16 protein-coding genes, 1 tRNA gene and 1 riboswitch are annotated in these 20490 nt (G+C 66.3%); of the genes, 12 read left to right on the top strand and 5 right to left on the bottom strand.

From position 1 onward, the window contains the following. The first annotated feature begins 77 nt into the window (after nt 1-77). Nucleotides 78-158: riboswitch (ZMP/ZTP riboswitch) on the top strand. A 23-nt stretch (nt 159-181) separates the two neighbouring features. After that, nucleotides 182-1774, top strand: a complete 1593-nt coding sequence (gene purH / locus QX121_RS10715) for a bifunctional phosphoribosylaminoimidazolecarboxamide formyltransferase/IMP cyclohydrolase (RefSeq protein ID WP_315777314.1) — start codon at nt 182-184, stop codon at nt 1772-1774. Nucleotides 1775-1852: 78 nt separating this feature from the next. Here the strand turns inward: purH and QX121_RS10710 are convergent, their stop codons facing one another. Beyond that, nucleotides 1853-3256, bottom strand: coding sequence for an MFS transporter (locus tag QX121_RS10710; protein WP_315811900.1), 1404 nt, complete (start codon nt 3254-3256; stop codon nt 1853-1855). 169 nt (nt 3257-3425) lie between these two features. Between QX121_RS10710 and ggt the strand changes: the two genes are divergently transcribed. Then, complete coding sequence (gene ggt, locus QX121_RS10705; protein WP_315812020.1) at nt 3426-5132, top strand: gamma-glutamyltransferase; 1707 nt, start codon at nt 3426-3428, stop codon at nt 5130-5132. Between the two features lie 167 nt (nt 5133-5299). Beyond that, nucleotides 5300-6706, top strand: a complete 1407-nt coding sequence (locus tag QX121_RS10700) for a serine hydrolase (RefSeq protein WP_315811899.1) — start codon at nt 5300-5302, stop codon at nt 6704-6706. 3 nt (nt 6707-6709) lie between these two features. Here the strand turns inward: QX121_RS10700 and QX121_RS10695 are convergent, their stop codons facing one another. Beyond that, on the bottom strand, nt 6710-7375 hold the full coding sequence (locus QX121_RS10695) for a glutathione S-transferase (protein ID WP_315740652.1): 666 nt from the start codon (nt 7373-7375) through the stop codon (nt 6710-6712). A gap of 164 nt (nt 7376-7539) precedes the next feature. Here QX121_RS10695 and QX121_RS10690 point away from each other — a divergent pair, with 164 nt between their 5' ends. The 5 genes from QX121_RS10690 (at nt 7540) to panE (ending at nt 12176) form a co-directional block, all read left to right on the top strand. Beyond that, complete coding sequence (locus tag QX121_RS10690; protein WP_315770601.1) at nt 7540-8112, top strand: DUF2239 family protein; 573 nt, start codon at nt 7540-7542, stop codon at nt 8110-8112. A 166-nt stretch (nt 8113-8278) separates the two neighbouring features. After that, on the top strand, nt 8279-9577 hold the full coding sequence (locus tag QX121_RS10685) for an MATE family efflux transporter (protein WP_315812019.1): 1299 nt from the start codon (nt 8279-8281) through the stop codon (nt 9575-9577). 104 nt (nt 9578-9681) lie between these two features. After that, nucleotides 9682-10290, top strand: coding sequence for a 2-hydroxychromene-2-carboxylate isomerase (locus QX121_RS10680; protein ID WP_315811898.1), 609 nt, complete (start codon nt 9682-9684; stop codon nt 10288-10290). A gap of 108 nt (nt 10291-10398) precedes the next feature. Continuing rightward, nucleotides 10399-11136 carry an SDR family oxidoreductase gene (locus QX121_RS10675; RefSeq protein WP_315811897.1) on the top strand — a complete coding sequence of 246 codons (738 nt, stop codon included), beginning with the start codon at nt 10399-10401 and terminating at the stop codon, nt 11134-11136. A 116-nt stretch (nt 11137-11252) separates the two neighbouring features. Next, a complete protein-coding gene (gene panE, locus QX121_RS10670; RefSeq protein ID WP_315811896.1) occupies nt 11253-12176 on the top strand; it encodes a 2-dehydropantoate 2-reductase in 924 nt (307 codons plus the stop codon). 250 nt (nt 12177-12426) lie between these two features. On the opposite strand, the gene QX121_RS10665 is transcribed toward panE, so the two are convergent. Then, nucleotides 12427-13014 carry a c-type cytochrome gene (locus tag QX121_RS10665; protein ID WP_315811895.1) on the bottom strand — a complete coding sequence of 196 codons (588 nt, stop codon included), beginning with the start codon at nt 13012-13014 and terminating at the stop codon, nt 12427-12429. A gap of 179 nt (nt 13015-13193) precedes the next feature. Continuing rightward, nucleotides 13194-14471 carry a PQQ-dependent sugar dehydrogenase gene (locus tag QX121_RS10660; protein WP_315811894.1) on the bottom strand — a complete coding sequence of 426 codons (1278 nt, stop codon included), beginning with the start codon at nt 14469-14471 and terminating at the stop codon, nt 13194-13196. A gap of 384 nt (nt 14472-14855) precedes the next feature. Between QX121_RS10660 and QX121_RS10655 the strand changes: the two genes are divergently transcribed. The 3 genes from QX121_RS10655 to QX121_RS10645 all read left to right on the top strand — a co-directional run bounded on the left by QX121_RS10655 (nt 14856) and on the right by QX121_RS10645 (nt 19154). Further along, nucleotides 14856-16202, top strand: a complete 1347-nt coding sequence (locus QX121_RS10655) for an amidase (protein ID WP_315811893.1) — start codon at nt 14856-14858, stop codon at nt 16200-16202. A gap of 95 nt (nt 16203-16297) precedes the next feature. Further along, nucleotides 16298-17602: a nicotinate phosphoribosyltransferase gene (pncB, locus tag QX121_RS10650; RefSeq protein WP_315811892.1), complete on the top strand. Its 1305-nt coding sequence runs from the start codon at nt 16298-16300 to the stop codon at nt 17600-17602. 118 nt (nt 17603-17720) lie between these two features. Then, nucleotides 17721-19154 carry a caspase domain-containing protein gene (locus tag QX121_RS10645; protein WP_315811891.1) on the top strand — a complete coding sequence of 478 codons (1434 nt, stop codon included), beginning with the start codon at nt 17721-17723 and terminating at the stop codon, nt 19152-19154. A gap of 37 nt (nt 19155-19191) precedes the next feature. Here the strand turns inward: QX121_RS10645 and QX121_RS10640 are convergent. Continuing rightward, nucleotides 19192-19266: transfer RNA gene (locus QX121_RS10640), tRNA-Gly, on the bottom strand. Nucleotides 19267-19554: 288 nt separating this feature from the next. Here QX121_RS10640 and trxA point away from each other — a divergent pair. Next, a complete protein-coding gene (gene trxA / locus QX121_RS10635) occupies nt 19555-20475 on the top strand; it encodes a thioredoxin (protein ID WP_315781732.1) in 921 nt (306 codons plus the stop codon). The last annotated feature ends 15 nt before the right edge of the window (nt 20476-20490 follow it).

The raw sequence follows: 20490 nt of genomic DNA, 5'->3' as shown, positions 1-20490 counted from the left end.
ACATGGTGAGCTGTGAGGCCAAGATGATCGTTTGATCGCCCACCCGTTGTCGCGGGCGGCAAAAGCTGATATGAGGCCCGCTCTCGTGCGACTGGCGACTTTGGATGGAGCACCATCGGGGAGCGCGGGATTGACCGCCGTGCGCCTGGGCAAATTGAACTCCTGCACAAGGACTCTGCCCATGACCAATCAGCTTCGTCGCGTTCACCGTGCCCTGTTATCCGTTTCCGACAAGACCGGTCTGGTCGAGTTCGCGCGCGCGCTTGCGGCGCGCGGTGTCGAGCTCGTATCGACCGGCGGCACCGCCAGGGCGATTTCCGAGGCCGGCCTGAAGGTCAAAGACGTCTCCGACCTCACCGGCTTTCCAGAGATGATGGACGGCCGCGTCAAGACCCTGCACCCCAAGGTGCATGGCGGCCTGCTCGCGATCCGCGGCAATGATGAGCATGCGGCGGCGATGAAGAGCCACGACATCGCGCCGATCGACCTGCTCGTCGTCAACCTCTACCCGTTCGAGGCCACGGTCGAGCGCGGCGCCGCGTTCAACGACTGCATCGAAAACATCGACATCGGCGGCCCGGCGATGATCCGCGCTGCATCGAAGAACCACGAGGACGTCGCCGTCGTGGTCGACGTCAACGACTATCACGCCGTGCTCGACGACCTGACGCGGCACGACGGCTCGACCACGCTGCTGCTGCGCCGCCGGCTTGCTGCCAAGGCCTATGCGCGCACTGCCGCCTATGACGCCGCGATCTCCAACTGGTTCGCCGCCACCATCCAGAACGACGCGCCCGATTACCGCGCCTTCGGCGGCAAGCTGATCCAGTCGCTGCGCTATGGCGAAAACCCGCATCAGCATGCGGCGTTCTACGCGCTGCCCGGCCGCCGTCCCGGCGTCGCCACCGCGCGCCAGTTGCAAGGCAAGGAGCTGTCCTACAACAACATCAACGACACCGACGCGGCCTATGAGTGCATCGCCGAGTTCGATCCGGCGCGCACCGCCGCCTGCGTCATCGTCAAGCACGCCAACCCGTGCGGCGTCGCCGAAGGGCCCGATCTCGTCACCGCCTACCAGAAGGCGCTGGCCTGCGATTCGACCTCGGCGTTCGGCGGCATCATCGCGATGAACCGCAAGCTCGACGCCGCCACGGCACGCGCGATCACCGGCATCTTCACCGAGGTGATCATCGCGCCCGACGCCACCGAGGAGGCGATCTCCATCATCGCCGGCCGCAAGAAACTGCGGCTGCTGCTCGCCGGCGCCCTGCCCGATCCGCGCGAGGCCGGCCTGACCGCGAAGACGGTGTCCGGCGGCCTGCTGGTGCAGAGCCGCGACAATGCCGTCGTCGATGACATGGAGCTGAAGGTGGTGACCAAGCGCGCGCCCACCGAGGCCGAGCTGCGTGACCTGCGCTTCGCCTTCCGCGTCGCCAAGCACGTCAAGTCGAACACCATCGTCTATGCCAAGGATTCGGCAACGGTCGGCATCGGCGCCGGGCAGATGAGCCGGGTCGATTCGGCGCGCATCGCCGCGCGCAAGGCGCTGGATGCGGCCGCGGAGCTGAAGCTCGCCGAGCCCCTGACCAAGGGATCGGTCGTCGCCTCCGACGCGTTCTTCCCGTTCGCCGACGGCATGCTCGCCTGCATCGAGGCCGGCGCCACCGCAGTGATCCAGCCGGGCGGCTCGGTGAAGGACGACGAGGTCATCAAGGCCGCCGACGAGCACGGCATCGCCATGGTGCTGACCGGTGTGCGGCACTTCCGGCACTAGCGAGGTCGTCATTGCCGGGCTTGACCCGGCAATCCATCGTCTAAAGAAGAGCCTGTCGAAGCGGGATGGATGCCCGGGTCAAGCCCGGGCATGACGGTCTGAGTTGACCCGCGCCAGCAACACCAGCCCCACCGCAAAGAACGGCACGAGCACGGCCATGCCAGCCTTCTGGCTCGCGGTGACCGCGGTGATGGTGCCGATCAGCAGCGGGCCGATGAACGACGTCACCTTGCCGGTGAGCGCGAACAGACCGAAATATTGCGCCACGCGCTCCTTCGGCACCATCCGGATCAGCAGCGAGCGCGAGGCCGCCTGCAGCGGCGCGCCGCAGGCGCCGATGATGCAGCCGAGCAAGAGATAGGCGCGCTCCGGCAGCGAGGCGAACAGCGGGCCGCCGGGCACCGCCGGCGTGACCGGAATAAACAGAATCGACTCGCGGCTCACCATGAGAATCGCGATGATCGCGAGCAGCAGCAAGGTCATGCTGCCGGCGATCACGCGCTTCGGCCCCAGGAAATCATCCAGCTTGCCGCCGAGCCAGCCGCCGAACGTGCCGGCAGCGGCGAGGATGATGCCGAAGGTGCCGATCTGGATCGTGTTCCAGCCGAAAGTGCCGGCGGCATAGATGCCGCCGAACGCGAACAGCGACACCAGCCCATCGGTGTAGATCATGTTGGCGAGCAGAAAGAACGCAACGTCACGTTGCTGCGGCAGGCTGCGCAATGTCTCCTTCAACTGACCGATGCCTTCGCGCACGGCCGCGCCCAACCGGTGCCGCGCCGGAAAGTCCGGCGTGAACAGGAACATCGGCAGCACGAACACGATGAACCAGAGCCCAGTGAGCGGACCGGAGATGCGGTCGCCCTCATGGCTCACGGGATCGAGCCCGAACAGCGGCTTGAATCCAAACAGCGTGCGGCCGCTATCGGGATTGGCGGCGAGAAAGCCCAGCACGATGACGAGCGAGAGAATGCCGCCGACGTAGCCGGTGGCCCATCCGGTGCCGGACAGCCGGCCGATGCGTTCCGGCGGCACCAAGGTCGGCATCATCGCGTTGTTGAACACCGTGGCGAACTCGACGCCAATGGTGGCGATCACATAGACCGCGAGCAGCGGCGGGATCAGCTCCGGCGCGCCGGGACGCCCGATCCACATCAGCGAGGCGCCGATCACCAGCATCGCGCCGAACGCCGCGATCCATGGCTTGCGGCGGCCGGTGGCATCGGCGATCGCGCCCAACACCGGTGACAGCAGCGCGATGACGATGCCGGCCGCGGCGGTCGCAAAGCCCCACAGCGCCTGGCCGCTCGCGGCGTCCGGCGCGACATGCGCCGCGAAATAGGGCGCGAAGACGAAGGTCGTGATCAGCGTGAAATAGGGCTGCGCCGCCCAATCGAAGAAGATCCAGCTGACGACGGCCGCGCGCCCGGGATAGATTCGGCCGTCGGCAGTGCCAGAGGTCTCGATCGTGGTGACGGCCATTCGAAGATCCTTTGCGATCACGGCGTCGCATCCTGCGACGATCACGGTGTCGCGTTTTACGCCGGCGACGCGGCCCTATAACATCTGACGATCCCAGGCGGATGTCAGCAACGGCGGAATTGCGATGACCACGTTCACGATTGATCGACGACGGCTCCTTGCGGGTTTCATGCTGTTGCTGGCCGGCTGCCTGCCGGCGCGGGCGCTGGATTCGCAAGCCATCGACATCCCGCAGCCACCCGGTGTCGCCGCGCCGGCGCAGCCGCCCGCGCATGGCATGGTGGTGGCACAGGAGAGGATCGCAGCCGAAGTCGGCCAGCGCATCCTCGCGCTCGGCGGCAACGCAGTCGATGCCGCTGTTGCCACCGGCTTTGCGATGGCGGTCACCTATCCCGTTGCCGGCAACATCGGCGGCGGCGGCTTCATGGTCATTCACATCGCCAGGACCAACGAGGACGTGGCGATCGACTATCGCGAGACCGGCCCTGCTGCCATCACGCGCGACATCTTCCTCGGCGCCGATGGCAAGCCCGACAATGCCAAGTCGCGCGACTCCGCACTGTCGATCGGCGTGCCCGGATCGGTCGCAGGTCTCGCGCTGGCGCTGGAGAAATACGGCTCGGGCAAATTCACGCTGGCGCAGTTGCTGCATCCGGCGATCGTGCTGGCGCGCGACGGCATCCCGGTCACCGACGACGTTGCCGTCACCCTGCCGATGATGGCGCCGCGGCTGGCCAAATGGAAATCGTCGGCCGCGATCTTCATTCGTCCCGACGGCACGGTGCTGAGGGAAGGAGACCGGCTGATCCAGCGCGATCTGGCGGCGACGCTCACCGCCATTGCCGGGCAGGGCCCGCGCGGATTTTATGAAGGGCCGGTCGCCGACCAACTCGCCAAGGCGATCCAGGATGCCGGCGGCATCATGACAGCGGACGATCTCAAATCCTACCAGCCGGTGCTGCGCACACCGGTGCGCGGCACCTATCGCGGCTATGACATCGTGTCGATGCCGCTGCCGTCGTCGGGCGGCACCGTGCTGGTCGAGATGCTGAACATCCTCGAAGGCTTTCCGCTCGCTGAGCTGAAGCAGGGCTCGCCCGCGTCGCTGCATCTGCTAATCGAGGCAATGAAGCGTGCCTATGCCGATCGTGCGCGCTATCTCGGCGACCCCGCCTTCGTCGACGCGCCGGTGCGCGCGATGCTGTCGAAGGACTATGCCGCGCGCCAGCGCGCCGGGATCGATCCCGCGCACGCCACCAGCGCCGGCGACGTGCTCAACACCACGCCGCTGCGGGAGGGCAGCAACACCACGCATTTCTCGGTCGTCGACAATGACGGCAATGCCGTCAGCAACACCTACACGCTGAACTTCCCCTATGGCGTCGGCCTCGTCGCCGAGGGCACCGGCGTGCTGCTCAACAACGAGCTCGACGATTTCACCGCCGCGCCCGGCGCCTCCAACGCCTTCGGCCTGGTCGGCTTCGAAGCCAATCTGCCCGGCCCCGGCAAGCGGCCGCTGTCGTCGATGTCACCGACCATCGTGCTGAAGGACGGCAAGCCCGTGCTCGTCACGGGCTCCCCGGGCGGCAGCCGCATCATCTCGACCGTGCTGCAGGTGACCGTCAACGTGCTCGACTATCGGATGGACGTCCGACAGGCCGTCACCGCGCCTCGCCTGCATCACCAATGGATGCCCGACGAGGTCCGAATCGAGAAGGGTTTTGCCGATGACGTGCTCGCCGGTCTGCGCGCCCGAGGTCACAAGATCGAGGAGCCGATGGGACGGACCTCGGCCAACTCCATCCTGGTGACGTCCGATGGATTCGTCGGCGCGCCGGATCCGCGCAGCAAGGGCGCCACCGCAGCCGGGCGCTGAGGCGCCGGTTCCCAGGCGATGTCGGACATCGTGGCCCCGGATGACGATTTGCCGCCGCCCGGCGGGGCCCTTCACCCGCTTCCCTCCGTTGGCGTGGTGACCGAGGCGCGTTAGAAGTATACCAGGGCGCAGCGAGGCTCGCCCGCGAGACGGTGTCGGACGTTCTGGTGCATTTGCGAAGATTCGTGGTCGGTCTGCTGGTATTTGCGGCCCTGCTGGTGGCGGGATGGCTCACCTATCGGCCTGACCGGGCGCTGCGCGTCGCGACCAGCGCGGTCGCCGAGATGATCTGCGCCAAGACCTACGTCTCCGGCCTCGATCCGCAAACGGTGTTTGCGGAGACCATGGAACGGCCCGGTCTGCGCCGGTTGCGGGCCGTGATGCGCTACCGGGTGGAGCCCGACATGCGCCTGGTCGAGGCGTCGCTGCTCGGCCTGCACGCCACCCGCGCCTCGTTTCACGACGGCCTCGGTTGCGTGACGTTCCAGGGCCAGAAGCCGCCTTACCTGCCGCACACCGACGTCGCTGCGCTGCGTGCTGCGGGGCCTGCTCCCGCCCTGCCCGACTTCGCGCAAAACACGGCGGTGGAGCCCAGCGATCCCGCGCTGAAGGCGGCGCTGGATCACGCCTTCGAGGAGCCGGCCAACCCGCCGTTCCGCCGCACCAAGGCGGTCGTCGTCGTCAAGGATGGTCACCTGATCGCAGAGCGCTATGCGCCGAGCATCGGCGTCGATACGCCACTTGTGGGCTTCTCGATGACCAAGACGGTCACCAATGCGCTGCTGGGCATCCTCACCCGGCAGGGCAAGCTGAGCCCGTCGATCCCGGCGCCGGTCGCGGAGTGGCGCGAGGCCAGAGATCCGCGCCACGACATCACGATCGAGCAGTTGATGCGCATGACATCAGGCCTGGCGCTGGACGAGACCAATTCCGGCTTCGATCCGTCGAGCCAGATGGACATCCACCGCGACATGGCGGCGTTCGCGGTGCATGCGCCGTTGATCGCGCCGCCCGGCCAGCGCTGGGCCTATTCGAGCGCGAGCACCCAGATCCTGGCGCGCATCATCCGCGACGCCGCCGGGGGACCGGAGCAGACCATCGAGCTGGCCTGGCGCGAGCTGTTCAACCCGCTCGGCATGCGCAGCGCGACGCTGCAATACGATGGGAGCGGGACCGTTCAGGGCTACGGCAACATGCTGGCGAGCGCGCGCGACTGGGCGAAGCTCGGACTGCTCTATCTCGGCGACGGCGTCGTCGGCGACCGGCGCATTCTCCCGGAAGGCTGGGTCGCGATGTCGGCAACTGCGACGCTGGACACCGACTACGGCGCCGGGCTGTGGACCAACCGCAGCCAGCATTTTCACGCGCAGGGACGTGCCCGCGCGGGAATTCCACCGGACGCGTTCTTCGCCTTCGGCCTGCTCGGCCAGCGGTTGGTGATCATGCCGAGCCAGCGCATGGTCGTGGTCCGGCTCGGCGATTCCGTGGATCCGAACGGCGACATCAAGGGCGTCGCCCGGCTGGTGCGCGAGGTGATTGCGGCGACCGCGGCGCCGGCGACGGCCGCCAAATAGCGCTCAGCGGCCGACCTCGTAGGGCCCGCCCTTCTCCAGCGCGATCTTGTAGGCAGGCCGCGCCTCGATGCGCGCGAGGAAATCCATCGCCCGCGGATGGCCCTGCTCCAGGCCGCCGCGCGATGCCGCCGCCTGCAGCGGGAAGCTCATCTGGATGTCGGCCGCGGTGAACGAATCGCCGGCGAACCACTCGCTTTTCTGCAGCTCGCTTTCCCAGAACGCCATGTGCTGCTTCAGCTGCGGATTGACCAGTGTGCTCAAGGCCTGGTTCGACACCTTGCGCACGATCGGACGCAGCAGCGCCGGCGCTCGCTTCGGCATGATGTTGAACAGCAGCTTCAGCAGCAGCAGCGGCATCGCCGAGCCCTCGGCGTAATGCAGCCAATAGGAATAGCGCAGCCGCTCCGGTGTCTTCGGCGGCGGGATCAGGCGGCCATTGCCGTAGGTCTCAATCAGATATTCGACGATCGCACCGGACTCCGCGACGGTGTTGCCGTTGTCGGTGATGACAGGCGACTTGCCGAGCGGGTGGATGGCGCGCAGCTCCTTCGGCGCCCGCATGTCGGGCTGGCGCTCGTAGCGAATGATCTCATAGGGCACGCCGAGCTCCTCGAGCAACCAGAGCACGCGTTGCGAGCGGGAATTGTTGAGGTGGTGAACGGTCAGCATGGGGTTTCCAGGGACGGATCGGGTGGCGGGCGCCGTTCCGTAGCAGGACAGGACGGGTTCGGCGAGGCGCCGGGATCCTCACCCCGGCATGAAATAATTACCCGGGTAATATTGACTTTAATTTCACCCGGGTCTTATTGGGGTGATCACATGGGACTGCCGATATGGACACCTTCACCGCATTTGCCGGCCAAACCCGGGTCGCCGCCGGGCCGCTGCCCAAGGTGGCACTGGTGCTGAAACACGCCGCGCCGGGCACCGAGCCGATCATGATTTTCAGCGACCGCACCGGACAGCCGATCGACCTCGATCTGCGCGGCAACGACCGGGAGATCCTGGCGCGCCTGCCGGTCGAAGCCGGCGCGGCCGCGAACCAAGGGCCGAGCGAGCCGCGTGGCCGCGGCCGGCCGAAGCTCGGGGTCGTGGCCCGCGAGGTGACCTTGCTGCCGCAGCACTGGGACTGGCTGAACGCGCAGCCGGGCGGCGCCTCGGTCGCACTGCGCAAGCTGGTCCACGACGCCCGCCGTGCCAGCGGCGACACCGACCGCGCCCGTGAGGCACGCGATGCGGCCTATCATTTCATGTCCGGGATCGGCAGCAACCTGCCGCAGTTCGAGGAGGCATCGCGGGCGCTGTTCGCCGGCGATCTCGGCCGCTTCGCCGCCTTGATCGCGGACTGGCCGGCCGACATCCGCGACCACGCCGTCGCACTCGCGCACCGCCACCGCGCCGAGTGAGATCGGCTGATTTCAACAGCCAATGAGAGCGGCCGTTCGCGGCGGCTCTTGTTCCAATTCCTCGCAACGCGACCGTACTCCGAATGAAGAGCGGTCGACGGAGAAACATGCCGTGTCGCCGCCAACCGCCTCGCTGCGCAAGCCGTTCCTGACGTTCGTCGTTCCGATGATGCTGAGCAACATCCTGCAGTCGCTGTTCGGCACCATCAACAACGTCTATCTCGGCCAGATGATCGGCGTCGATGCGCTCGCCGCGGTCTCGGTGTTCTTCCCGGCGATGTTCTTCTTCGTCTCCTTCGTCATGGGCCTCGGCTCAGGTGCCGGCGTTCTGATCGGCCAGGCCTGGGGCGCCGGTGAGCCCGCGAAGGTGAAGCAGGTCGCCGGCACGACGCTGACCATTGCGCTGCTGCTCGGCGGCCTGATCGCGGTATTGGGCGGCGTGTTCAGCCGCCAATTGCTGACCGCGCTCGCCACGCCCGCCAACATCCTTGATGCAGCCGCGGGCTATGCCCGCATCATGATGATCACGATGCCGCTGACCTTCGCCTACATCCTGCTGTCGTCGCAGATGCGCGGCGTCGGCGACACCGTGACGCCGCTGGCCTCGCTCGCCGCATCGACCACGCTCGGGCTGGTGCTCACCCCGGTCTTCATCCGCGGCTGGCTCGGCGCGCCCGTGCTCGGCGTCGCCAGCGCCGCCTGGGCCTCGGCGATCTCGACGTTGACGACGCTGGCCTGGCTCCATGTCCATCTGCGCCGTCGCAAGCACCCGCTGGCGATCGATGCCGCGTTCCTGCGGGGCATGCTGCCGGACGCGAAACTGTTGCGGGCGGTGTTGCGGCTCGGCATCCCCGCCGCGATCGGCATGATCGTGATGTCGCTGGCCGAAATGGTGCTGATCGGCCTCGTCAACGGCTTCGGCTCGGACGCGACGGCGGCCTATGGCGCGGTCAATCAGGTGCTCGGCTATGTGCAGTTTCCGGCGCTGTCGATCGCGATCTCGGTCTCGATCTTCGGCGCCCAGGCGATCGGCCGCGGGCAAGCCGAGCAGATCGGCGACATCGTGCGCACGGGCATCGAGATGAACGTGGTGCTGACCGGCGGCCTGGTCGCGATCGGCTATCTGTTCTCACGGGTGCTGATGGGACTCTTCATCACCGACCCTGCCGTCATCGAGGTGGCGCAGCATTCGCTGCACATCGTGCTGTGGAGCTCCGTCCTGTTCGGCATGTCCATCACGTTCTCGTCGGCGATGCGCGCCTCCGGGACGGTGTGGATGCCGCTGGCGATCTCGGCGTTTGCGATCGCCGCGATCGAGGTGCCCGCCGCCACCTGGCTCAGCCGCAGCATCGGGCTCGACGGCGTCTGGCTCGCCTATCCCATCACGTTCGCCGCGATGATGCTGCTGCAGATGAGCTATTATCTCCTGGTGTGGCGCAAGCGGACGGTGCGCCGGATGATCTGACGCACCACCGGCGTCTTCCGGCCGCTGGAATATGATGACCGTCATAAAACCCTGGACGGGGCTGCTGCGCTGGACCACAATGTGAAAAACCGAGGAGACCGCCCATGAGCCGTCCTGCGCCAGAATTCATGTTCGACTTCGGCAGTCCCAACGCCTATCTGAGCCATGAGGCGATCCCGGCGATCGTGAAGCGGATCGGCGTCCAGTTCTACTATGTCCCGGTGCTGCTCGGCGGCATCTTCAAGGCGACCAACAACAGGTCACCGGCCGAGTCGCTCGCCGGCATCAGGAACAAGCGTGAATTCCACGAGGTCGAGACCCAGCGCTTCCTCAAGCGCTACCAGGTGCAGCCCTGGGTCTGGAACCCGTACTTCCCGGTGAATACGTTGAACCTGATGCGCGCGGCGATCGCGGCCCAGCTCGAGGGCGTGTTCGAGGCCTATGTCGACGCGGCGTTTCATCACATGTGGCGCGAGCCGAAGAAGATGGACGATCCCGATGTCGCGGTGGCTGCGATCACGTCGTCGGGGCTCGACGGCGCCAAGCTGTTCGCGCGGGCGCAGGAGTCCGAGGTGAAGGCGAAGCTCGTGGAGAACACCCAGCGCGCGGTCGAGCGCGGCGCGTTCGGCTCGCCGACCTTCTTCGTCGGCAATGAGATGTTCTTCGGCAAGGAGCAGCTGCGCGACGTCGAGGAATACATCCTGGGCAAGTGATCGCCGTCATCGCGAGCGCAGCAACGCGATCCCGCCGCAAAGCAAGGCTGGATTGCTTCGTCGCTTCGCTCCTCGCAATGACGCTAAAGTGAGATCGGGAGAGCAAGCATGCAACAGCGCAACGCTACCGTCGCGGTCGTCGGGGCCGGCGACTACATCGGCGCCGAGATCGTCAAGAAATTCGCGTCCGAAGGCTTCACGGTGTTCGCCGGCCGGCGCAATGGCGAGAAGCTCGCGCCGCTGGTCGCGGAGGTCGAGGCCGCTGGCGGGCGGATCGAGGCGCGCTCGCTCGATGCCCGCAAGGAGGACGAGACCACCGCCTTCCTCAGCGACGCCGACAGGCATGCGCCGCTCGAGGTCGTGATCTTCAATGTCGGCGCCAACGTCAATTTCCCGATCCTCGAGACGACGGACCGCGTGTTCCGCAAGGTCTGGGAGATGGCGTGCTGGGCCGGCTTCGTCACCGGGCGCGAGGCCGCCCGGCTAATGCTGCCCCGTGGCGGCGGCAAGATCTTCTTCACCGGCGCCACCGCCTCGCTGCGCGGCGGCTCCGGCTATGCCGCCTTCGCTTCGGCCAAGTTCGGCCTGCGCGCGGTGGCGCAGGCGATGGCGCGCGAGCTGATGCCGCAGAACATCCATGTCGCCCACCTGATCATCGATTCCGGCGTCGATACCGCCTGGGTGCGCGAGCGCCGCGCCCAACTCTGGGGTAAGGAGGCGCTGGACAATCCCGACCTGCTGATGCCGCCGGCCTCGGTCGCGGGTGCCTATTGGCAGCTCTACCAGCAGCCGAAGAGCGCGTGGACCTTCGAAATGGAGATCCGTCCGTTTGGCGAGAAATGGTGAGAAGCGATGGCGAACAGGGAGTAGCGAGTAGGGCATGGTGGCCATCCCCATTCGCTACTCGCCATTCGCTATTCGCTCCTGCATGATGAGACCTCGCTGAGAGAGAGGACCTACCCATGCGTATTCTCGTCGTCGGCGCCGGCGCCATCGGCGGCTATTTCGGCGGCCGGCTGCTGCAGTCCGGCGCCGATGTCACCTTCCTGGTCCGCCCGCGCCGCGCGGCTGAACTCGCCAGTGCCGGCCTCGTGATCCGCAGTCCGACCGGTGACGTCACCCTCCCCAATCCGCCGACCGTACAGGCGGACGCTCTGAAGCAGCACTTCGACGTCGTGCTGCTGAGCTGCAAGGCCTACGACCTCGACGATGCGATCACCTCGTTCGCGCCGGCCGTGGGTCCGAGCACCGCGATCATCCCGCTGCTCAACGGCATGAAACATCTCGACGTGCTCGACGCCAGGTTCGGGGGCGCGCGCGTGCTCGGCGGGCTCTGCGCCATCGCCGCGACCCTGAACGAGCAGCGCGAGGTCGTGCAGTTGCAGCCGATGCAATCGCTGAGCTTCGGCGAGCGCGACGGCGGATCGTCGGACCGCGTCCGCGCGATCTTCGAGATTTTCCAGCGCGGGAATTTCAATGCGTCGGCCAGCGACCACGTCATGCAGGACATGTGGGAGAAGTGGGTGTTCCTGTCCTCGCTCGCTGCATCGACCACATTGATGCGTGCGCCGGTCGGCGTGATCCTGACCGCGCCGGGCGGCAAGGATTTCCTGCTCGGCATGCTCGACGAATGCAGCGCCACCGCTGCGGCCGCAGGCTATCCCCCAGCCGGCGCGTTCTTCCAGCGCGTCTCCGGCATGCTCACCGCGGAGGGATCACCGATGACCGCCTCGATGTTCCGCGATCTCAGCGCCGGCCTTCCGGTCGAGGCCGATCACGTCATCGGCGATCTCGTCGCCCGCGCCGATGCCGCCAAGGTCCCGGTGCCGCGCCTGCGCATATCCTACACGCAGCTCAAGGTGTACGAGGCGCAGCGGCAAAGTTGACCGCAGTGGCCGGATAATCAGGCGATTCAGGTTGATCAGGCACAGTCCCGCGGCAAGTACAGGTGTCGTCCCTGCGAACGCAGGGACCCATACTCCGCGGCCGTGGTGAGGCAGGCAACTCGCAGCGAAGTCCCTCGATGGACTCCGCGGTATGGGTCCCGGATCGGCGCCCGCCTACGCTTCGCGTCGGCAGGCTTGTCCGGGACGACAGCTGTGGGTGTGGCGCGAGACCCCATCCCATCACCAGCAACTACAGATGCGCCAGATAATGCGCCAGCGCCGTGATCTCTTCGTCGCTTAGCGGATAGGCAACATCGGTCATCGCGGCCTGGCTGCCGCCGACGCGCTGGCCGGATTTGTAGTCGTGCAGCGCCTTGACGAGATATTCCTCGCGCTGGCCGGCGAGCCGCGCCACGCCCTTGGTGCCGGCATAGCTGTCGAGATGGCATGAGGCACAGCGCCGGCCGGCGGCGGCTTGCGCGCCTTTGGCCGACAGATCCGGATCGTTGTCCGGCGGCGCCTTGGCCGGCTGCAGCGAGGCGAAATAGGCGCCGAGGTTGCGGATGTCCTCGTTGGTGAGCTGATCGACGATCGGCTTCATCGCCTCGTTCTTGCGCGTGCCGGCGCGGAAGAACACGAGCTGCCACTGGATGAACTGATCCTGCTGGCCGGCGAGCGAAGGAATGTTCTCGGTCTGCGAGATGCCGTTCTCGCCGTGGCAGCCGGCGCAGAGCTCGGCCTTGGCCTTGCCCGCTTCGATATCGGCGGCATGGGCCGGAGGCGCCGCAAGCACGAGCATGAGCATAAGCATCAGCGCGGCGGCCATCACCTGGTGCATTCTGGAGGTCCCTGGATTCATCGCAGGCGTTCTCGCTCCCATCGTTGCTTTGGCGCGCGGACGATACCCGAAACCCGCGACCGGGTGCGGCACGTCCTCCTTGATCAACGCGCGACATTCAAAATAGTTGGGGCTGCGGCCGCCGTAAGGCAGCGCGCAGCCCCGCTTTCACGACGAGCTCATTTCTTCTCGTAGCTGATGCGATAGATCGCGCCGGCCCAGTCGTCCGCCACCAGGATCGAGCCGTCCTTGGCGAGGATGATGTCGTCGGGGCGGCCGAGATAGCCCTGGTCGCCCTCGAGCCAGCCGGAGGCGAACACCTCCTGCTTGGGGTCCTTGCCGTCGGGGCCGACGATGACGCGCATGATCCGTGCGCCCTGGTACTTGTGCCGGTTCCAGGAGCCGTGCTCGGCGATCAGGATGTTGTTCTTGTACTCCGCCGGGAACTGGTCGCCGGTGTAGAACTTCATGCCGAGCGGCGCCACGTGCGGACCGAGGTTCAGCACTGGCGGTGTGAACTCCGAGCACTTGTGACCCATCGCGAATTTCGGATCCGGCAGGTCACCCTGGTGGCAATAGGGATAGCCGAAATGCTCGCCGATCTTCGAGATCATGTTGAGCTTGTCGCTCGGCAGATCGTCGCTGACCCAGTCGCGCGCATTCTCGGTGAACCAATATTTGCCGGTGCGCGGGTCGACGTCGCCGCCGACGCTGTTGCGGACGCCGAGCGCATAGATCTCGGCATTGCCGGTGCGCGGATCGACTCTGCGGATCTGCGAGACTGACGTCGGCGGGATGCCGATGTTGAAGGGCGGTCCAAACGGGATATAGAACCAGCCTTCCTTGTCGACCGCGATGTATTTCCAGCCATGCGCCGCATAGGACGGCATGTCGTCGTAGACGACCTTGCCCTGGCCGAGATTGTCGAGACTGGCTTCGGCATTCTCGTATTTGATCAGCTTGTCGACCGCGATCACGTAGAGATTGCCGTCCTGGAAGGCGAGGCCGGTCGGCATGTTCAGGCCCTTGAGGACCGTCTTGACCTCGCGTTTGCCGCCCTTGTCGGTGATGGCATAGACGTTGCCAAGCCCGAACGAGCCGACGAACAGCGTGCCCTTGTCGCCCCAGGCCATCTGCCGCGCGGCGAGCACGCCCGAGGCCCAGACCTCCATCTTGAAGCCGTCCGGCAGCTTCACCTGCTTGACGATCTTCGCGAGCTCGGCATCGGACGCGCCGGTCGGCGGGCCTGACGGCGGCGCCAGCCCCTTCTGCGCCTCGGTCTCGTCGCCGAGGAACCAGTCGTCCGGCGGATGCGTCCAGAACTCCTTGGTGCCGGATTCGTATTTCTTCAGGCCCTTGCCCTGATCGGATTGCTGCTGCGCGCCGGCGATGCTGGTGCCGGCGAGAAGACTGATTGTTGCAAGCGCAAGAATGCTTCGGTGAAAAGCCGATGTCATCGCTTCACTCCCATGAGGCAGCTCATGTGGCTGCGTCTACTTATCGGAACGTATCTGAAGACGTCCTTTGGCCGACCACATCAGTGGTCCTGCTCGAAAATGGTAGCACATCCTGAGCGGGTGAGAAGCGGATTGCTGCCAGGTTCGCGCGAGGCTCAAATGATGCGGCTCCACTCATGTCATGCCAGATGCGCATGTCCGTGCGCGTGCCTGCGCCGCATCGGCGATTGTCCGCCACGCGGCACGGGCCTGCCGCCATGCGCTGTATTCATATGCGCCGATCGGCCGGACGATTGGCGTGTGCTTGAACAGCCGATAGGATCGGAACAACACGCTGCGGCCGTTCACCGCCCGGCAACGAGATCAAGTCGACAGGATCGATGAATGTCCGAGCGTTTCCCTGTGTCCACACCGAAGGCCGGTGCCGGCGTCCTCGACCTGCTGCGGCGGTTCGCAGCCGACCCCGCAGCGGCCATCGCCTATGGTGAAGAATGCCTGAAGAAGACGCAGGCGATCGAACCGCAGCTGAAAGCATTCGAATATCTGCCGCGGGATGTCGCTCCAAAGACCGGCCCGCTCGGTGGAATTCCCGTCGCCATCAAGGACATCATCGCCACCTCGGACATGCCGACCACCAACGGCTCGCAAATCTATCGCGATCACGTGCCGGATGCGGACGCCTGGGTGGTCGAACGGCTGCGCAATCTCGGCGCAACCATCTTCGGCAAGACGGTCTCCACTGAATTCGCCTGGCGCCATCCAGGCCCCACCGTCAATCCATGGAATCCCGAGCACACACCGGGCGGCTCATCGTCCGGATCAGCCGCCGCGGTTGCGGCCGGCCTGGTGCCGCTGGCACTGGGAACACAGACACTCGGCTCGGTGATCCGACCGGCGGCCTTCAACGGCGTCGTCGGCTTCAAGCCGAGCTTCGGCGCGATTCCACGCGACGGCGTGCATCCGCTTAGCCCGTCGCTCGACCATGTCGGCTTCTTCGCCCGCCGCGTCGACGACGTGGCCTTCGCCCTCTCGTTGCTGGCAGGCACCAGCGCAGATGATCGCCACGGCCGGCCGCTGCCGGGCTTCACCGTCGACATCGACCAGGGCCTCACGCCGCTCCGCACGCCACGGCTCGCGGCGGTGCGCTTCGCCAAATGGGAGCGCGCCGAGGCGGAGCAGAAGACCGTATTCGAGTCCGTCATCGACAAGCTGCGCAGCGCCGGCGCGACGATCACCGAGATCGAACTGAGAGAGCTCGACGCGGTGAACTGGCATGCGATCACCACGATCATGCTCAGCGAGGCGACCACGATCTTCTCCGATCTGATCGCGCGCCATCCCGACCGGGTCAGCGAGGTCATGAAGGGCCACGTCGAGAGCGGGCGAAGCAAGACGGCCATGGAATATCTCGCCGCGAAGGCGGCCCAGGCCCTCAGGCAGAAGGCGCTCGCCGCTGAGCTCGACGGCTTCGACGCAGTGCTCACCTTGCCGGCGTTCGGCGAAGCGCCGCGCGGCTTGGATTGGACCGGAGACGCCGAATATTGCGCGCCCTGGACCTTCGTCGGAGCGCCGGCAGTCTCCTTGCCGGCCGGGTTCGGCAACAACGGCCTGCCGCTGGGCGTCCAGATCGCCGGCCCCTATCGCAACGACCTCCATGTGCTCCGCGTCGCGAAATGGGCCGAAGCGGTGCTGGCGTTCGATCCCGGCGTGCCGCTCCTGGCGCGCAAATAGCCGCCACGAACCCGAGCAAGGATACCGCTGCGCCACGAGGGCCTCCTGCGACAAGCCCAGTGGCGGGTTTGCGGCCAGCGCTGTAAAACGATCACATGACAGTCACAGACATCGCGAGCAGAACCTATAATCACGGTTGGCGCCTCGATCCGATCGTGCGCAGCCTGCTCGACACCGATTTTTACAAGTTGTTGATGCTGCAGATGATTCGGGAGTTCTACCCGAGTCAGCAGGTGACCTTCTCGGTCATCAACCGGACCCGGCGGGTGCGGCTCGGCGACGTCATCGACGAAGGCGAATTGCGCGCGCAGCTCGATCACGCCCGCACCATCCGCTTCGCCAAGAAGGAGCTGATCTGGCTGGCCGGCAACACCTTCTACGGCAAGACCCACATGTTCTCGCCGGAGTTCATCGCCTGGCTCGCCAATTTCCGCCTGCCCGAATACGAGCTGCGCAAGTCGGAGGGCCAGTACGAGCTGCATTTCCACGGACCCTGGACCCACACCACGATGTGGGAGATCCCGGCGCTCGCGATCGTCAACGAGCTGCGCTCGCGCCAAGCCATGAAGGGCCAGGGCCGGTTCGCACTCGACGTGCTGTTCGCCCGCGCCAAGGCCAAGCTGTGGGCCAAAGTGGAGCGGCTGCGCAAGCTCGAGGGGCTGCGGCTGTCGGATTTCGGCACCCGCCGCCGCCACGGCTTCCTGTGGCAGCGCTGGTGCGTCGAGGCCGTCAAGGAAGGTCTCGGCTCGTCGTTCACCGGCACCTCCAACGTGCTGCTGGCGATGGACAACGATCTCGAAGCCATCGGCACCAACGCCCATGAGCTGCCGATGGTCGCGGCCGCGCTCGCCAAGGACGATGACGAGCTGCGCTTCGCGCCGTATCGCATTCTCGACCAGTGGCGGCAGACCTACGCAGGCAACCTGCTGATCGCGCTGCCCGACGCATTCGGCACCAAGGCCTTCCTGCGCGACGCACCCGACTGGGTCGCCGACTGGACCGGCTTCCGTCCCGACAGCGCGCCGCCGATCCAGGCCGGCGAGGAGATCATCGCCTGGTGGAAATCGAAGGGGCGCGATCCTAAGCAGAAGCTCCTCGTGTTCTCCGACGCGATGGACGTCGAAGCGATCGAGCAGATCCACCATCGCTTCTCCGATCAGGTGCGGCTGTCGTTCGGCTGGGGCACCAACCTGACCAACGATTTCGTCGGGTGCTCGCCAGACGGCTCGGTCGACCTCGATCCGATCTCGCTGGTCTGCAAGGTGACGTCGGCAGACGGGCATCCCGCCGTGAAGCTGTCCGACAACCCGGAGAAGGCGACCGGCGATCCCGCCGAGATCGCCCGTTATCTCCGCGTGTTCGGCGATGCCGGCCGGGTGCGCACGCCGGTGGTCGTGTAGGCCGCCCGACAGCCCACGGCGATTTCTCTTTCCTGCCACGTTTCTTGTTCCTGCTTTGTTCGAAATGCGGTAAAATCGTCATACAAGCGCGCAGATCGGGTGACAGGAGATCGTTGGCATGCGTCGGGTGATCGGCCGAGTTGGACAGCTACTATCTGCAACCATTCTTGTCGTCGGCGCGATCCTGATCTCGACCGGGCCCGCTGCCGCCGACAAGCGCGTGGCGCTGGTGATCGGCAACTCCATTCACGAGCGCGCACCACTGCTGGACGAGCCGGCGGCGGATGCCCGGCTGATCGCCGACAGCCTGTCGCGGCTCGGCTTCACCCTGAGCGGCGGTGCCGCGCAGATCGACCTCGACAGGCGAGGCTTTGATCGCGCGCTTGCCGAGTTCAAGGGCCGGATCGCCGACGCCGACGTCGCGCTGATCTATTATGCCGGCTATGGGCTCAACCTGGGCGGCGCCGATTATCTCGTCCCGGTCGACGCGGCACCGGCGACAGCTGCGGATCTCAACACCGAGCTGCGCGACCTGACTGCGATTCTGCGCGAGCTGGGCGGATCGAGCCCCCGGCAGAACGTGATCATTCTCGACGCCTTCCGCTCCAATCCGTTCGCCGGGCGCGGCATCGCCGGTCTTGCCGCCGGCCTCGTCCCGGTCGACGTTTCCGCACGGACCGTGATCTCCTTTGCCGCACAGGCCGGGACGGCGGGACAGCGCGGCCCGGACGGCCACGGCGTGTTCGCCGCAGCCCTTGCAGAGGCGCTCCAGCAGCCTGGCCAACGTCTGACCGAGATCCTCAACCAGACCGACGCCGCGGTGGAGCGCGCCACCAGCGGAACGCAGCGGCCGCTCGTGATGTTCACGTCGATCGACAGCGGCGCTCAACTGAGCGCCGCCGCCGCGAAGCCGGCGCAGCCGGCTGGCCCAGACGCCGCCCGGAGCAGCGCTCCCGTTTCGAGCCCGACCGCCTCGTCCGACGCGGCAGATGCGCGGACGCCCGGACTTGCCGTGCTGTATGATGAGGATCTCTCCGACCCCAAGGGTAGGCGCTATTCCGGCTCGATCACCTGGCGGACCGAGACGGTCAAGAACGCACAATCAGGGCGGCCCACGCCGGTGATCCGTGGCGAGATCGACATTCCCGAGCGCAAGCTGAAGGTCAGCCTGCAGTTGCGCCGCAACGACGATCCCGGCCTGCCGGCCAGCCATGTCGCCGAGCTCACATTCAGGCCCGCTGCCGACTTCGTCGGTGGCGGCATCAGCAGCGTCCCGGGAATGCTGATGAAGACGGATGAGAAGTCGCGCGGGACGCCGCTTGCCGGGCTTTCCGTCAAGATCACCGAAGGTTCATTCCTGGTGGGCTTGTCCAACGTCGAGGCCGATCGCGCGCGCAACGAGGAACTCCTCGCACGGCGCGAATGGTTCGACATCCCGGTCGTCTATGCGAACCAGCGCCGGGGCATCCTCGCCATCGGCAAAGGTCCCAGTGGAGATCGGGTATTCGCCGACGCACTCGCGGCCTGGGACAAATCCCCGCCGACGAAATGATGAGGCATAAGGCGAGAGGGGAACGGAGCGGAATTTTTGGAGCGGGCGAAGGGGTTCGAACCCTCGACCCCGACCTTGGCAAGGTCGTGCTCTACCACTGAGCTACACCCGCATCCGTGACGCCTTGGCGGCGTGGCCGCCAGCGACGGGCAGACCTATGCCAAATGCCGCGGACGAATGCAACAGGTCTGCGACAGGTTTCGTACGCCGACGACGTTCAAATTTTTGCGGTCGGGGCCGGCCGAACCGGGCCCAAACCTGCCCATCACCGGGCCGCGATGGGCGCTGATTGAAATTTCCAGCTGGACCGCCACTTAAAGTGAGAGAAAACGTGTATTGAGGCGCGGCGGCGGCCGGTTCCCGGTCGCCGTCCATCGGAATTTTTCGGACGAGGGACCCCGTGACCATTGTTGAGCAGGGCGGCGGAGCGGCGCCGCAGGTGCCGGATCTGATCAAGGACACCACGACGCAGAGCTTCGTGAAGGACGTCATCGAGGAATCGAAGCGGCAGCCGGTCCTCATCGACTTCTGGGCGCCGTGGTGCGGACCGTGCAAGCAGCTGACGCCCATCCTGGAAAAGGCCGTCAAGGCCGCCAACGGCAAGGTCAAGCTGGTCAAGATGAACATCGACGAGCATCCGGCCATTCCCGGCCAGATGGGGATCCAGTCGATTCCGGCCGTGATCGCGTTCGTCGGCGGACGGCCCGCCGATGGCTTCATGGGTGCCGTGCCCGAGAGCCAGGTCGCCGCCTTCATCGAAAAGATCACCAAGGGCGTTCCGGGCGTCGGCGAGCCCGACATCGCCGAAATCCTCAAGGAAGCCGAAGCCGCACTCGCCGAGGGCGATGCGGCTGGCGCGGCCGAGATCTATGCCGAGGTGCTCGCGGTCGATGCCGCCAACATCCCGGCGATCGCCGGGCTTGCGAAGTGCCAGGTCGAGCTCGGCGCGATCGACGAGGCCAAGCAGACGCTTGCGATGGTCCCGGACGCCAAGCGTAGCGATTCGGCGGTCTCCGCCGTGCAGGCCGCGATCGATCTGGCCGAGCAAGCCCAGTCGCTCGGGCCGGTCGGCGAGCTCGAACAGAAGGTCGCCGCCAATCCGCTCGACCACCAGGCGCGTTTTGACCTGGCGACGGCGCTGAACGCCGCGGGCAAGCGGAAGGAAGCCACCGACCAGCTGCTCGAGATCGTGAAGCGCGACCGCAAATGGAACGAGGACGGCGCGCGCAAGCAGCTCGTGCAGTTCTTCGAAGCCTGGGGCGGCGCAGACGAGGCCACCATCGAGGGCCGCAAGCGGCTGTCGACGATCCTGTTTTCGTAACCCGGCTGGACGGGA

Origin of the sequence: Bradyrhizobium sp. SZCCHNR2028 (genome assembly GCF_032380995.1) — a bacterium.
Taxonomy (GTDB): domain Bacteria; phylum Pseudomonadota; class Alphaproteobacteria; order Rhizobiales; family Xanthobacteraceae; genus Bradyrhizobium.
Note: the sequence above shows the minus strand (reverse complement) of the source record. Positions and strands in the feature narration are given on the sequence as shown.

Bases quoted from the DNA above. Each gene is read 5' to 3' on its own strand.
- purH (WP_315777314.1), top strand. From the start codon at position 182: ATGACCAATCAGCTTCGTCGCGTTCACCGTGCCCTGTTATCCGTTTCC.
- QX121_RS10710 (WP_315811900.1), bottom strand. From the start codon at position 3,256: ATGGCCGTCACCACGATCGAGACCTCTGGCACTGCCGACGGCCGAATC.
- ggt (WP_315812020.1), top strand. From the start codon at position 3,426: ATGCTGTTGCTGGCCGGCTGCCTGCCGGCGCGGGCGCTGGATTCGCAA.
- QX121_RS10695 (WP_315740652.1), bottom strand. From the start codon at position 7,375: ATGCTGACCGTTCACCACCTCAACAATTCCCGCTCGCAACGCGTGCTC.
- QX121_RS10690 (WP_315770601.1), top strand. From the start codon at position 7,540: ATGGACACCTTCACCGCATTTGCCGGCCAAACCCGGGTCGCCGCCGGG.
- QX121_RS10685 (WP_315812019.1), top strand. From the start codon at position 8,279: ATGATGCTGAGCAACATCCTGCAGTCGCTGTTCGGCACCATCAACAAC.
- QX121_RS10680 (WP_315811898.1), top strand. From the start codon at position 9,682: ATGAGCCGTCCTGCGCCAGAATTCATGTTCGACTTCGGCAGTCCCAAC.
- QX121_RS10675 (WP_315811897.1), top strand. From the start codon at position 10,399: ATGCAACAGCGCAACGCTACCGTCGCGGTCGTCGGGGCCGGCGACTAC.
- panE (WP_315811896.1), top strand. From the start codon at position 11,253: ATGCGTATTCTCGTCGTCGGCGCCGGCGCCATCGGCGGCTATTTCGGC.
- QX121_RS10665 (WP_315811895.1), bottom strand. From the start codon at position 13,014: ATGCACCAGGTGATGGCCGCCGCGCTGATGCTTATGCTCATGCTCGTG.
- QX121_RS10660 (WP_315811894.1), bottom strand. From the start codon at position 14,471: ATGACATCGGCTTTTCACCGAAGCATTCTTGCGCTTGCAACAATCAGT.
- QX121_RS10655 (WP_315811893.1), top strand. From the start codon at position 14,856: ATGTCCGAGCGTTTCCCTGTGTCCACACCGAAGGCCGGTGCCGGCGTC.
- pncB (WP_315811892.1), top strand. From the start codon at position 16,298: ATGACAGTCACAGACATCGCGAGCAGAACCTATAATCACGGTTGGCGC.
- QX121_RS10645 (WP_315811891.1), top strand. From the start codon at position 17,721: ATGCGTCGGGTGATCGGCCGAGTTGGACAGCTACTATCTGCAACCATT.